The organism is Bradyrhizobium zhanjiangense, from assembly GCF_004114935.1.
In the GTDB taxonomy this organism is placed as follows: Bacteria; Pseudomonadota; Alphaproteobacteria; order Rhizobiales; family Xanthobacteraceae; genus Bradyrhizobium; species Bradyrhizobium zhanjiangense.
The window spans coordinates 8,576,885-8,589,512 of record NZ_CP022221.1 but is presented as its reverse complement, the minus strand read 5'-3'; the positions used below and the strand labels follow the sequence as shown (position 1 = coordinate 8,589,512).

The window sequence follows — 12,628 nt, the reverse complement described above, 5'->3', positions numbered from 1 at the left end:
AAGGGCCGTTCCGGTTACCGGCGCCTTTTGCGCCGTCCGCCTAGCTGTTCGGTCCGCGATCCATGCTGACAGGCTGCCAGCGGCGGAGCGCGGTGCTTTGCAGCACCGACGGATTAACGCAGCTTACCGGCCACATGCCCTGAAGCACCAGTGACAATTCGTAGCCCACACGGCGCTTGCGCGCCTCGTCGAACCGTGCCGAGGCCGAAGCGACGTGGGCGGTCAGGGTCACGTTCTCCATGCCGAGCAGCGGATTGTTGTGCGAGGGCGGTTCCTTCTCCAGCACGTCGAGGGCGGCATGCGCGATCCAGCCTTCTTGCAGCGCCTTGATCAGGCTCTCCTCGTCCACCGTGGCGCCGCGGCCGGTGTTGATGAAGATCGAGCCCTTCTTCATCTGCCGGAAGTGCTTCTCGGTCAGCATGTGATGCACCTCAGGCCGGGCGGGGGCATGCATCGAGACGAAGTCGGATTGCGACAGCACCTCGTTCAGCGTCGCCGGGATCACGCCGTGATCGTACATCAGCGTTTCCTGGATGAAGGGATCATAGGCCATCATGCGCAGGCCGAACGGGGCTGCGCGTTTCGCAACCGCGCGCGCGACGCGGCCGAACGAGATGAAGCCGAGCGTCTGGCCCATTAGCCTCGGGATCTTGAGCAGCGCCGGCCGGCCCTCGGCCCAGCGGCCGTCGCGCACCATGCGGTCCTGCTCGACCAGGCGGCGGAAGCCGGCGAGCAGCAGCATCATGGCGTGGTCGGCGACCTCCTCGATGAAAGTGTCGGGGATGTTGGTGACGGGAATGCCGCGGGCGGTGGCGGCCTTGACGTCGACGCTGTCGACGCCGACCGAGCCGAGCGTGATGACCTTGCAACTCTCCAACGCGTCGATGATGGTCTTGGTGATCGGAATGCCCTTGGCATAGATGGCGTCGGCGTTCTTCGCGGCGGCGATGAAGCCGGCCTCGTCGGCGGGTGCTTCGACGATCTCGGCATCGATCGGATCGAGCGCCTCGCGCTCATAGGAATAATCGCTGCCCGCGACCGTGAAGCTCGCGCCCTTCGGCGTCACCACCCTGTATTTCGGCATTTTCTGCTCCCGATTTGGTTTCTTGTTGTGACCCGCCTTCGTGGCTGGCCTTTGCGTCTTTTACGCGAAATCGATGCGGCCGCGTACAATTCCCGGTTGTCGGCGTGGAGATAAATTGGCGGTTTTTGCGGCGGCGTACGGGCTTCTACGGAGGCCCGTAAGTAACTTGATAAGGCCCCACACATAAAAGTTGATTCGATTTTGATCGATCTGGTCGCGTGCCCGTATCCCATTGTTGCCGGAGCCATCCCGTGAAATTGAGCAATCTGAAGATCGCCCCGAAGCTCGGCATTCTCGTCGGCGTCACCTTGTTCGGCCTGTGCATCTCCGGTGTCCTCGCCGGCTACCTGATGAAGCGCGAGATGGTGAATGCGCGCATCGACCAGACCAAGGCGATCGTCGAGCTGGCCCGCAACTACGCGGCCACGCTGGTGAAGCGGGCCAATGCCGGCGAGCTGACCAAGGACGCCGCGCTCGCCGAGCTGCGCCGCTACGGCAATGCGATGACCTACGACAAGGGCTCCGGCTATCTGTTCGGCACCACCTATGACGGCATCACGCAGCTCGCGCCCGATCCGAAGGTGATCGGCACCAACCGCATGGATGTGGAGACGAACGGTCGGAAGCTGTCCCGCGAGATCATGGATGGGGTCAGGGCGAATGGCGAGATCTTGCTGTTCTACGAATATGTGAAGCCCGGTCAGGCCAAGCCGATCCGCAAGCTCGGCTACGCCGTCGCAGTGCCCGGCTTCGAGATGTATCTCGGCACCGGCGCTTATCTCGAGGACATCGACGAGAGGATGGGTCCGGTCTATTGGCTGCTCGGCTTCGCCATGCTCGGCATCGTCATCGTTGCGGGTAGCGTCGCCTGGCTGATCGGCCGTAGCATCAGCCGCCCGCTGGCGCTGCTCGGGACCCGCATGAAGGAGCTGGCCGACGGCAAGCTCGAGGGCGACATCCCGGGTGTCGGCCGCGGCGACGAGGTCGGCGCGATGGCTTCGACCGTGCAGATCTTCAAGGACAACGCCGTTCGCATCCGCGACCTCGAAAAGACCGAGGCCGATGCCAAGGAGCGTGCCGCGGCGGAACGTCGCAGCGCGATGGAAGACATTGCCAACGACTTCGAACGCAGCGTCAACGGCATCGTCCGCTCGGTCTCCTCGGCCGCGGCCGGCATGCAGAACACGGCGCAGTCGATGACCGCGACCGCGAGCGACGCCTCCTCGCGTGCCGCAACGGTCGGCGCTGCCTCGCAAAAGGCCTCCGGCAATGTCGGCACGGTTGCGGCTGCCGCCGAAGAGCTGTCGAGCTCGGTTGTGGAAATCTCCCGCCAGGTCACCCGCTCGACCGAAGTCGCGAGCCGCGCCGTCAGCGATGCCGAGCGGACCAACGCCACCGTGCAGGTGCTCTCGACCGGCGCCGAGAAGATCGGCGAGGTCGTCAAACTGATCCATTCGATCGCCGCGCAGACCAACCTGCTCGCGCTCAACGCCACCATCGAGGCGGCACGCGCCGGTGAATCCGGCCGCGGTTTCGCGGTCGTCGCCTCCGAGGTCAAAGCGCTCGCCAACCAGACCGCGAAGGCGACCGAGGAGATCTCCGCGCAGGTCGCGGCGATGCAGACCTCGACCAGCGACGCGGTCACGGCCATCTCCGGTATCACCCAGACCATCGCCGAGATGAGCGAGATCACCGCCGGCATTTCCGCATCGATCGAGCAGCAGGGCGAAGCGACCCGCGAGATCGCCCGCAACATCCAGTCGGTTGCGGCCGGCTCGAGCGAGATCAACGCCCATATCGGCAGCGTCACCTCGGCCGCGGAAGCGACCGGCAGTGCGGCCAGCGACGTGCTCTCCAACGCCCGCGAGCTGGACAACCAGTCCGGCGCGCTGCGCAGCGCCGTCGACAGCTTCCTCGCCAAGGTCCGCGCGGCGTAGTCATAGGCGCGAAATGCGTAGGGTGGGCAAAGACGCGAAGCGTCGTGCCCACCTTCTTCTTTTTTGCGACGACCTAATGGTGGGCGCGCTACGCTTTGCCCACCCCACGAGACTGCCTACTGCTTCTCGATCTTCGCGTTCGTGATCAGCTTCTCCCACAGCACGAGCTGCTCGTTCACGAAGCTGCCAAGCTGCTCCGGCGTGCCGGAGAAGGCGTCCATGCCGAGCGTGGCGAGCTTGGCCTTGATCTCTGGATTCTCGACGATCTTCCTGATCTCGGCGTTGAGCCGCGTCACGATCTCCTTCGGCATGCCGGCCGGGCCGAAATAGCCCTGCCATGACGAGATGTCGAAGTCCGGCACGCCGGCCTCCTGCATCGAGGGCAGATGCGGCACCAGCGGTGAGCGCTCCTTGGTGGTGACCGCGAGCGCGCGCAGCGCGTTGCCGTTGACATGCGGCAGGCCAGTCAGGATGTCGACGAACATCATCGAGACGCGGCCGCCCATGACGTCGTTGAGCGCCGGCGGCGAGCTCTTGTAGGGCACGTGCAACAGGTCGAGCTCGGCATTGTGCGCAAAGGTCGCGCCCGACACGATCGCCGAGGACGAGCCCGAGGCATAGCTCAGCTTGCCCGGATTGGCCTTGCCATAGGCGACCAGCTCGCCGACGGTCTTGGCCGGCACGTCCGGATTGATGACCAGCATGAAGGGCAAATCGCCGGTACGCGCGATCGGCGTGAAATCCTTGACCGGATCGTAAGTGAGGCTCTTGAGCAGGAAGGGATTGGCCGAATGCGTGGTGTTGGTCGTCACCAGCAGCGTGTAGCCGTCGGGCGCGGCGCGCGCGACATAGGTCGCGGCGAGCATGCCGTTAGCGCCCGCCTTGTTCTCGATCACGATGCCGACGCCGAGCGCCTGCGACAGATGCTGCGAGATCAGCCGCGTCGTGGTGTCGGTGCCACTGCCGGCGGCGAATGGCAACACCAGCGTGATGTTGCGGCTCGGATAATTGTCGGCCTGGGCCGTGGATGCGGCGGCGAGGCACAGTACGGCCGCGCCGATAGCACGCAGGTTTCGAATCAACACTGAAATCATGTCTGGACGTTCCCTCTTTTTCGTTGGCCGGGAACGTAGCTTGTCAAAACCGGATTCGAAAGATGGCCGTAGGTAGTGAACGTGTCCGCGCCGCGGAATTACTTCACCGCAGAACCCTGGCGCGAGGCGATCACGACGCCGGCGAGCACCAGCGCGTAGCCGATCAGGTGGAACGGCTGGAGCTTTTCGCCGAGCAGCAGGATCGCCAGCGCCGAGCCGAACACTGGCACCAGATGGAAGAATGGCGCGGCGCGGTTCGGCCCGATCAGCGCGACGCCGCGGTTGAAGAAGAGATAGGCCAGCGTCGAGGGAAAGATCAGGATGTAACCAAGCGTCGCCAGCGTCATCCCGTCGAATTGCAGCACGCGGCCGCTTGCCGCCTCCCAGATCGCGGTCGGCAGCAGCATGGTCGCGCCGCAGCAGGTGGTGAAGGAGAGAAATGAGAGCTGGTGGATCTTCGGCCGCCGCGGGATGAAGGCGGAGTAGAGACCGAACGCCACCAGCGAGGAGGCGAACATGATGTCGCCCCTGTTGAAGCTGATGCTCGCGAGCGCGGCGAGATCGCCGCGCAGGATGATGATCAGCACGCCGGCAAGCGAGATCGCGATGCCGGCGAACTGCGCGCCGGTCAGCCGCACCCCGAACAGTACCAGCGACCACAGTGCCACGAACAGCGGACCTGCCGACTGGATCAGCAGCGCGTTCAGCGCTTCCGTGTATTGCATCGCCCAGTAGGAGATCGCGTTGTTGAAGGCAAAGCCCACCAGCGACAGGAACAGCATCAGGGGCAGGCTGCTCCGCAAGGCGGGCCAGTCCCGCTTCAGATGCGGCCATGCGAATGGCAACAGGATCAGGAACACGCCGAACCAGCGGATCGTGGTCACGGTCAGCGGCGGCACATGCGCACCGACATGGCGCGCGAGCACGATGTTGCCCGCCCAGAACAGCGAGCTCAGGCTGAGCAGCAGATAAGGCTGGTTGTTGAGCCAACTGGCCGGATTGGCGGCCTTTGGCGCGGGCGAAGCGATCGTCATTGGCGTTGATGGGAGCTTGCGCCGGATCGGCGTCGTGGCACAAGTCACGCGGCCGCAATGCTACAATGCAGGCATGAACCGGGGAGGCGCCTTTGGCGGTTAATATGTTGAACATCGAGGGCCTGGAACGGCTCGATCCAAACGCGCCGGTGGTTATGCTGAACCTGATGCGCTTCCACGCGCGTTCGCGCGACGGCAACGGCTCCGGCTGGGACGCTTATCTGCGCTACAGCGCCATCACCGTGCCGATGATCAAGGCGCGCGGCGGCACCTTGCTCTGGACCGGCGAGGCCAGGGCTGTCGCACTCGGACCGCAGGAGGGGAACGACTGGGATTTCGTCGCGCTGGTCTTCTATCCGTCGGTCACAGCCTTCCTCGACATGATGACATCGGAGGCCTACGAGACGCAGGCCGACCCGCATCGCGTCAACGGCTGCGCCGAGCACGTCATCATTGCCACCAGCGAAGCGTACAGCAAGTTGAAGGCGTGATCGTGCGCGGGCGGCGCTGCCTTCACAAGGAACAAGACGCCATCGGGGGCAGTGCCTACTTGTTCCCCACCGCGCGCCCATCAAATGCCAGCGCGTCTACTACGGCGCGGCAAGCAGCCTGCAGCAGGCGGCAGACCTCCTCCGTTGACCGCTGCGAGCGCAGCGCTGCAAACGTCGGATAGCTCGTCAGCACGAAGATCAGATCGACCGAATCCCGCACGGCGCGCTTTGCCGCGTGTTTGCCGACAATGCGCGACAGCAGCGCAGCCAGCAATTCGCGCCGTCGCTCGTTGCGCGCGACCAGCGCCTCGCCGAATTCGGGATCGGTTGCAATGGCTTGGTTGAGTCCGCCGACCGCGGCGTCGTGCCCCCAGAACGTACAGAATATTTCCACGACGCGATCGAGCGCGGCGCGCGGATCCGCCATCGCCATCACCTCGGTCAGTTCGAACAGCCCGCCACGGCTTGCGATGTCGTCGAACACGGCTTCCAGCAATCCGCGCCGCGATCCGAACTGGTTATAGACGGTCAGCCGGGTGACGCCGGCCGCCTTCGCCACCACATCGAGTGAGAAGTTCGCAATGCTCGCGTCCTTGCGCAACAGGCGCGCACCGGCCGCGATGATACGTTCGCGCGTCTCCGCCGCCGCGGAAGCCCGCGCGGAGCTCACATAGTTGCGCTTCGGCATGGCCTTGCCATTCTGTTGACGTATTGACTATACATATTGTATATCAAATTTAGAAGCTGGTTCGGAGCTTGCCATGCACACCGCCCTTGTGATCGCCCTGTCGCTTCACGTGTTGTCATCCGTGTTCTGGGCGGGATCAAGCTTCGCGTTGGCCCGCATCGGCGGAGTGGGCGGCGAGCAACTGGTCTTTCCACAACTCGGCGCAGCAACGATTGCGATCCTGACCGGCGGCTATCTCGGACATCTCATTCATGCCGGCAGCTTCGGCACGACAGAGCAGGTGCTCGCGGTCGGTGCGGTCTGCGCACTGATCGCGGCCGGTGTTCAGGCGGCAATCGGTCCCCGTGCGCTCGCGTCCTTGCGTCGTGGCGTCGGCAATCCGGAGGATCTGCGTTCACGTATCGCCGGGGCTCAACGCGTGGCGGCGGGCCTGCTCGGCATCGCCGCGCTCTGCATGGGCGCTGCGCGTTACATTTGAATGGAGGTTAGGGGCGTCCTGGAGGCCGATCAGCAGCTTCATATGTCGAGCGCTGAGAGTTTTCTGTTCGCGATGTCAAACCATAGTGCGGCTTCCAGCCGCTTTTTGAAGGAAAAGCAATGCCCAAGATGATTTTGGTGAACCTGCCTGTACGCAATCTCGCTGCATCGACAGCGTTCTACGTGGCGCTAGGTGGCGCAGTGAATCCCCAATTCTCCGGCGCAAATTCGACCTCGCTCATGTTCACGGACGCGATCGGCGTGATGCTGCTCACCCACGACCACTATCGTGAATTCACCCAACGCGAGATCGGCGACGCGCGGCGCGACAGCCAGGCCATGTTCGCTCTTACGGTCGACGACCGCGATTCCGTCGATGCAACGCTGGCTCGCGCAGTGGCTGCGGGCGGTCGCGCCGATCCCAACCCGGCACAGGATCTTGGCTTCATGTACAACCGACACGTTGAAGACCCGGATGGGTATGTTTGGGAGATGATATGGATGAACCCATCAGCGAACGCTTGATCGCAGATGATGGACCTTGCGATGGCCTTTTGACGGGATGCCTGATGAGCCTTGAGCCTAGCTCGCCTGCTTCCTTGACGCCACGAACACCCCGGACAGCACCAGCGCAAAGCCGATGAAGTGGAACGCCTGCGGGCGCTCGCTCAAAAAGACCATCGCCATGATCGAGCCGAACACCGGCACCACGTGGAAGAACGGCGCGGCGCGGTTGGCGCCGATCAGCCGGACGCCGCGGTTGAAGCAGAGATAAGCCAGCGTCGAGGGGAACACCGCGACATAGAACAGGGTCAGCAGGTTCGGCCCGTCGAGCTTCATCACGGGGCGCGCGAACAATTCCCAGATCTCCAGCGGAATGAGGCAGGCGGCGCCGCAGCCGAAGGTGAAGGCGAGGAACGAGAGGCCGTGGATCGCCGGCCGCTTCAAGGTCAGCACCGAATAGAGCGCGAAAATGACGAGCGCGACGATGAAGATGAGGTCGCCCTTGTTGAACTCGATATTCGACAGCGTGGTGAAATCGCCATGCAGCAGGATCGTGAGCACGCCGCACATCGACAGCAGCACGCCGAAGGCCTGCGCCGCGGTGAGTCGGACGCCGAGAATGGCCAGCGACCACAATGCCACGATCAGCGGCGCGGCCGACTGGAGCAGCAGCGTGTTCAGCGCCTGGGTATGCTCCAGCGCCCAATATTGCAGCGTGTTGAAGGCGCCGATACCGGTGACCGAGAGCGTGACCATCAGGCCGAGCCGCCCGCGGATCGCGGGCCAGTCCTGCGCAAGATGCTTCCAGGCGAACGGCAGCACCAACAGGAACGCGAAGAACCAGCGCAGGAACGACAGCGTCACCGGCGGGATGTGGCCGGCGGCGAGCCGACCGACGATGGCGTTGCCGGCCCAGCACAGCGCGGTGATGCTGAGCAGCAGGTAGGGCTGGTTGGCGATCCAGCTGTGACCGGATGTATCGGTGCCGGTGGTCTGGGCGGTTGCGGACATTGTGATCGTCATGGCCCCGCGGATAGCGCCGAGGCCCCCGGCCCGGAAAGGTCCGGGCCGGCTCATCGCCCGGCTCTGCTCAAAGACACGGAAATCGAGATGGCATCAACGGGGGGCGGATGCATCGCGACCATGCAGGGACCGACATGGCGTCTCACGCTTTGGTCGAAACCCGCTCCGCCGTTCCCAGAGGTTTCTGGATTTTCAGGGGATATCAAAGGCTTGGGTCGGGCTTTGGACCTCGAAAAAGCCCCGTTCTTGCTTGCCTAGAGGGGCTGCTTCCTTTATCCGGTTGGCTGCCTTGCGTGCGGGCGGCTCCGGCCGCCGATTGGGCTGGGCGCAGGCATGATCCCGGAAGAGTGGGCACCGGTTTTCCGCGAGGATCATGCCTCCTAGAGACAGATTGAACAGGGATTACCCGCGAATGGCCAACGTTGTCGTCGTCGGCGCCCAGTGGGGCGACGAAGGGAAGGGCAAGATCGTCGACTGGTTGTCGGAGCAGGCGGACATCGTCGTCCGCTTCCAGGGCGGCCATAACGCCGGCCACACGCTGGTGATCAACGGCAAGACCTACAAGCTCGCGCTGCTGCCCTCCGGCGTGCTGCGCGAAGGCAAGCTGTCGGTGATCGGCAATGGCGTGGTGTTCGATCCCGCCGCCTTCCTAGACGAGGTCGCCAAGCTCAGGGCGCAGGGGGTCGAAGTCAGCCCAGACAATCTGCGCATCGCCGAAAACGTCACGCTGATCCTGCCGCTGCACCGCGAGCTCGATGCGCACCGCGAATCCGCCAGCGCCGCGACCGCGATCGGCACCACCCGCCGCGGCATTGGCCCGGCCTATGAAGACAAGGTCGGCCGCCGCGCCATCCGCCTGATGGATCTCGCCGATCATCAGACGCTGCCGCACAAGATCGACCGCCTGCTGGCGCATCACAACGCACTGCGCCGCGGCCTCAACCTGCCGGAATTCGACAGCGCGGTGATCCTGAAAGAGCTGATGGCGATGGCGCCGCAGCTGCTGCCCTACGCCGAGACGGTGTGGCGGCTGCTCGACATCGAGCGGCGCGCCGGCAAACGCATGCTGTTCGAGGGCGCGCAAGGCGCGCTGCTCGACGTCGATCACGGCACTTATCCTTACGTCACCTCGTCCAACACGGTGGCGGCGCAGGCCGCGACCGGCGCCGGCCTCGGGCCGGGCGCGGTCGGCTACGTGCTTGGCCTGTGCAAGGCGTACACGACCCGCGTCGGCCAGGGCCCGTTCCCGACCGAGCAGGACAACGAGACCGGCCGCAAGATCGGCGAGCGCGGCCGCGAGTTCGGCACCAATACCGGGCGGCCCCGCCGTTGCGGCTGGTTCGACGCCGTGCTGGTCCGCCAGGCGGTCCGGACCTGCGGCATCAACGGCCTGGCGCTGACCAAGCTGGACATCCTCGACGGCTTCGACACGATCGAGGTCTGCACCGGCTACAAGCTCGACGGCAAGGAGATCGACCATTTCCCGGCCGGCGAGGGCGCGCAAAGCCGGGTCGAGCCGATCTACGAGACCATCGAGGGCTGGAAGGAGCCGACCGCCAGCGCGCGATCCTGGGCCGACCTGCCGGCTCAGGCCATCAAATATGTCCGCCGGATCGAGGAATTGGTCGGCTGCCCGGTCGCACTGCTTTCCACCAGCCCCGAACGCGAGGATACTATCCTGGTGCAAAATCCGTTTGAGGCTTAACGATATCTTACCGGGACGCGCGTATAGTTGAGTTGAAATGGCTGATTACTATCCGCTGATCGCCCGCGCTATTGCCGCCCTGGACCCCAACGCTCCCGGCGAAAGCCGTCGCGCGCTCTATGAGCGGGCGCGCACGGCGCTGATCGCGCAGCTGCGCAGCGTGCAGCCGCCGCTCTCCGAATCCGAGATCACCCGCGAACGGCTGTCGCTGGAAGAGGCCGTCCGCAAGGTCGAATCGGAGGCCGCCCAGCGCGCCCGCGAGGCCTCGCGCCCCGGTGGGGGCACGCGCAGCAGCGGCAGCGGCGATGCCTTCCGCCGGGCCAGCGCCCGCGCCGCCGAAGGCAACGCTCCCGCACCTCAGCCGGCCGCACCGCGCACGCGTCCGGCCCCGACCCCGCCGCGTGCCGACCGCCCGTCCTTCAACGTCGATGACCAGGGCGAGGCGCCGCGGCCGCCGCGCGCGCCGCGTTTCGACGCCCCGCGCCAGCCCGGCCCGTCCGCGCCGCCGCCGGAGCCGCCCGCGCCTCCACCGGCCGGACGCGATCGCGCGGGTGCGCGCCGTCCGCCGGACATGGGCCCGCCGCCACCGCTGCCACCCGCACCGGGCGTGCGCGGCTTCCGCGACATCACGGCCGATGCCAACGATCTCGGCGGTGCTGCCGCGCAGGCCAGCCGTGCCGCGCGCCGCACCTACGCCAACGTGCCCTCGCCCTCACCGGAGTTCGACCGGCTGGAGCCGAGCCTGGAAAACCGCACCGGCGAGGAGGAGGCGCCCTATTCCTACGACGAGTCGATCGAGGAGGCCGAGCGCTACACGCCGCAGTCGCCGCGTCCGCGCGAGCGCGACGCCAAGAAGCGCGTCCGCACCGGCTCCGCCTTCCCGTTCAAGAGCGCGATCGCCGTCGGCATCGTGCTGATCCTGGTCGGTGCCGGCATCCTCTGGGGCAAGCAGCTGGTCCAGATCGTCAACGGCTTTCTCAAGCCGTCCGCGACCCAGGTGGTTGAGGCGCCGAGTCCGGCCCAGCCGCAGAGCAAGCCGAAGATCCCGGATCGCGTCGGCCAGCCTTCGGCGAGCGACCAGCCGGTTGCGCCCGTGGCGCAGAAGGTCGTGCTCTATGACGAGGATCCGTCCGATCCGAAGGGCAAGCAATATGTCGGCTCGGTGGTGTGGCGGCTGGAGCCGATCAAGGCGTCCGGCAACCAGAAGGCCGACCTCGCCGTGCGCGCCGACATCGAGATCCCCGACCGCAAGTTCAAGATGACGATGTCGTTCCGCCGCAACACCGACTCCTCGTTGCCGGCGAGCCATACCGCGGAACTGACCTTCATCCTGCCGCAGGATTTTCCGGGCGGCAGCGTCTCCAACGTGCCGGGCATCCTGATGAAGTCGAACGAGCAGGCGCGCGGTACGCCGCTCGCCGGCCTCGCGGTCAAGGTCACCGACGGCTTCTTCCTGGTCGGCCTGTCCAATGTCGACGCCGACCGCTCCCGTAACGTCCAGCTCCTGAAAGAGCGCTCATGGTTCGACGTGCCGCTGGTCTACGCCAACCAGCGCCGCGCCATCATCGCGATCGAGAAGGGCGCCCCCGGCGAGCGCGCCTTCAACGACGCGTTCGCGCAATGGGGCGATTAGGGCCGGGCGGACATCACCTTCGTCATTCCGGGGCGCGCAGCTTGTCCGCCGAAGCTCGAAGAGCGAAGGCGGAAGCGCGAACCCGGAATCCATCGCGCGGCGGGTGACGTCGAGAAATGGATTCCGGGTTCGACGTTTCCGGGCCGCGCTTTGCGCGGTCCCGTCGCGTCGCCCCGGGATGACATCCTGGATGGACGAAATGATCGTTACTGCGCCGCCGCTTCCCGCTTGCGCGATGCTGCGGCGGCTGCGTGCTCGCGGTCCATGACGGCGCGGCAGCCGGGGCTGACATGCGCCTTCTTCCGCACCATGCAGGCGGTGATCCTGGGGATATCAGGAATTTCACTGGAGCACAGCCGCATCGCATCGCCCGAGCACATCTGCTGCGCTTCGGACGAGAAGGCGAGACCAGGTGATGACTGGAATGCGACGGCAGTGGTGGCGACGGCGAAGAGAGTTGCGATCGTCTGATAGCGTGTCATGCGGAATGGGTCCCCGAGTTCCGTGGGCTTGAGCCACTTGGTTTTGGGGCGCCGCACGCGGCTTGATCTGCCGCATGTCACAGCCTTCACGTCGGGAACTCAATCCCGCATGTGGTCGCTCGATTTCCTGATGTTCGAATCGAAAAGTGCTGCGCCGCCCGAAGCGAAGTATGCGCCATTGTCACGCGGCTGCAATGGTCAGCGCAAAGGAATTCGCAATTGTTGCGCGCGAGTCACGTCGCGCGCGATCAGATCGGCCGATCGGAGGATGCGCTCGCTTGTTCTGCATCGCTCGCACCGAGAGCGGCGTGTTCCTCGACGGCGGTGACACCCTTGGGCGTGAGCTCGAACAGATCGCCGTCCTTCATCACATAGCCATCGGCGATCAGTTCGCCGATCTTGCCGTGGCGGTCGTCGGCGAAGGCAACCGACTGGCTGATGTCCCGCAGGATCGAGAGTTGTTCGTCGCGCAGCAT

13 protein-coding genes are annotated in these 12,628 nt (G+C 65.2%); 6 read left to right on the top strand and 7 right to left on the bottom strand.

All coding sequences use genetic code 11. The features are described from left to right. Positions 1–40 precede the first annotated feature (40 nt). Positions 41–1,084 (bottom strand): C-terminal binding protein, encoded by a 1,044-nt coding sequence (locus tag XH85_RS41075; RefSeq protein ID WP_091888294.1) that lies wholly within the window; start codon positions 1,082–1,084, stop codon positions 41–43. 251 nt (positions 1,085–1,335) lie between these two features. Between XH85_RS41075 and XH85_RS41070 the strand changes: the two genes are divergently transcribed. Continuing rightward, positions 1,336–3,021 (top strand): methyl-accepting chemotaxis protein, encoded by a 1,686-nt coding sequence (locus XH85_RS41070; RefSeq protein WP_128936458.1) that lies wholly within the window; start codon positions 1,336–1,338, stop codon positions 3,019–3,021. Between the two features lie 116 nt (positions 3,022–3,137). Here XH85_RS41070 and XH85_RS41065 read toward each other — a convergent pair whose 3' ends face one another. Then, positions 3,138–4,115 (bottom strand): Bug family tripartite tricarboxylate transporter substrate binding protein, encoded by a 978-nt coding sequence (locus tag XH85_RS41065; RefSeq protein WP_128936457.1) that lies wholly within the window; start codon positions 4,113–4,115, stop codon positions 3,138–3,140. 98 nt (positions 4,116–4,213) lie between these two features. Next, a complete protein-coding gene (locus tag XH85_RS41060) occupies positions 4,214–5,149 on the bottom strand; it encodes a DMT family transporter (protein ID WP_128936456.1) in 936 nt (311 codons plus the stop codon). Between the two features lie 104 nt (positions 5,150–5,253). On the opposite strand from XH85_RS41060, the gene XH85_RS41055 reads away from it, so the two are divergent. Beyond that, positions 5,254–5,640, top strand: a complete 387-nt coding sequence (locus tag XH85_RS41055) for a DUF1330 domain-containing protein (RefSeq protein WP_128936455.1) — start codon at positions 5,254–5,256, stop codon at positions 5,638–5,640. Positions 5,641–5,695: 55 nt separating this feature from the next. Here the strand turns inward: XH85_RS41055 and XH85_RS41050 are convergent, their stop codons facing one another. Continuing rightward, positions 5,696–6,328 carry a TetR/AcrR family transcriptional regulator gene (locus XH85_RS41050; RefSeq protein WP_128936454.1) on the bottom strand — a complete coding sequence of 211 codons (633 nt, stop codon included), beginning with the start codon at positions 6,326–6,328 and terminating at the stop codon, positions 5,696–5,698. Between the two features lie 73 nt (positions 6,329–6,401). On the opposite strand from XH85_RS41050, the gene XH85_RS41045 reads away from it, so the two are divergent. Continuing rightward, on the top strand, positions 6,402–6,806 hold the full coding sequence (locus XH85_RS41045; RefSeq protein ID WP_128936453.1) for a hypothetical protein: 405 nt from the start codon (positions 6,402–6,404) through the stop codon (positions 6,804–6,806). Between the two features lie 119 nt (positions 6,807–6,925). Then, a complete protein-coding gene (locus XH85_RS41040) occupies positions 6,926–7,330 on the top strand; it encodes a VOC family protein (RefSeq protein ID WP_128936452.1) in 405 nt (134 codons plus the stop codon). Between the two features lie 57 nt (positions 7,331–7,387). Here the strand turns inward: XH85_RS41040 and XH85_RS41035 are convergent, their stop codons facing one another. Further along, a complete protein-coding gene (locus XH85_RS41035) occupies positions 7,388–8,320 on the bottom strand; it encodes a DMT family transporter (protein ID WP_128936451.1) in 933 nt (310 codons plus the stop codon). A 424-nt stretch (positions 8,321–8,744) separates the two neighbouring features. Here XH85_RS41035 and XH85_RS41030 point away from each other — a divergent pair, with 424 nt between their 5' ends. Both XH85_RS41030 and XH85_RS41025 read left to right on the top strand, forming a co-directional pair. After that, on the top strand, positions 8,745–10,037 hold the full coding sequence (locus tag XH85_RS41030) for an adenylosuccinate synthase (protein ID WP_091888310.1): 1,293 nt from the start codon (positions 8,745–8,747) through the stop codon (positions 10,035–10,037). 37 nt (positions 10,038–10,074) lie between these two features. Then, positions 10,075–11,670, top strand: a complete 1,596-nt coding sequence (locus tag XH85_RS41025; RefSeq protein ID WP_128936450.1) for a hypothetical protein — start codon at positions 10,075–10,077, stop codon at positions 11,668–11,670. A gap of 206 nt (positions 11,671–11,876) precedes the next feature. Here XH85_RS41025 and XH85_RS41020 read toward each other — a convergent pair whose 3' ends face one another. Beyond that, positions 11,877–12,152, bottom strand: coding sequence for a hypothetical protein (locus tag XH85_RS41020; RefSeq protein WP_420837864.1), 276 nt, complete (start codon positions 12,150–12,152; stop codon positions 11,877–11,879). Between the two features lie 248 nt (positions 12,153–12,400). Beyond that, positions 12,401–12,628, bottom strand: a complete 228-nt coding sequence (locus XH85_RS41015; RefSeq protein ID WP_128936448.1) for a hypothetical protein — start codon at positions 12,626–12,628, stop codon at positions 12,401–12,403.

What these genes read in the sequence shown, in the direction of transcription:
- XH85_RS41015 (WP_128936448.1), bottom strand. Translation starts at nt 12,628, where the DNA reads ATGCTGCGCGACGAACAACTCTCGATCCTGCGGGACATCAGCCAGTCG.
- XH85_RS41050 (WP_128936454.1), bottom strand. Translation starts at nt 6,328, where the DNA reads ATGCCGAAGCGCAACTATGTGAGCTCCGCGCGGGCTTCCGCGGCGGCG.
- XH85_RS41030 (WP_091888310.1), top strand. Translation starts at nt 8,745, where the DNA reads ATGGCCAACGTTGTCGTCGTCGGCGCCCAGTGGGGCGACGAAGGGAAG.
- XH85_RS41075 (WP_091888294.1), bottom strand. Translation starts at nt 1,084, where the DNA reads ATGCCGAAATACAGGGTGGTGACGCCGAAGGGCGCGAGCTTCACGGTC.
- XH85_RS41020 (WP_420837864.1), bottom strand. Translation starts at nt 12,152, where the DNA reads ATGACACGCTATCAGACGATCGCAACTCTCTTCGCCGTCGCCACCACT.
- XH85_RS41045 (WP_128936453.1), top strand. Translation starts at nt 6,402, where the DNA reads ATGCACACCGCCCTTGTGATCGCCCTGTCGCTTCACGTGTTGTCATCC.
- XH85_RS41025 (WP_128936450.1), top strand. Translation starts at nt 10,075, where the DNA reads ATGGCTGATTACTATCCGCTGATCGCCCGCGCTATTGCCGCCCTGGAC.
- XH85_RS41055 (WP_128936455.1), top strand. Translation starts at nt 5,254, where the DNA reads ATGTTGAACATCGAGGGCCTGGAACGGCTCGATCCAAACGCGCCGGTG.
- XH85_RS41065 (WP_128936457.1), bottom strand. Translation starts at nt 4,115, where the DNA reads ATGATTTCAGTGTTGATTCGAAACCTGCGTGCTATCGGCGCGGCCGTA.
- XH85_RS41060 (WP_128936456.1), bottom strand. Translation starts at nt 5,149, where the DNA reads ATGACGATCGCTTCGCCCGCGCCAAAGGCCGCCAATCCGGCCAGTTGG.
- XH85_RS41035 (WP_128936451.1), bottom strand. Translation starts at nt 8,320, where the DNA reads ATGTCCGCAACCGCCCAGACCACCGGCACCGATACATCCGGTCACAGC.
- XH85_RS41040 (WP_128936452.1), top strand. Translation starts at nt 6,926, where the DNA reads ATGCCCAAGATGATTTTGGTGAACCTGCCTGTACGCAATCTCGCTGCA.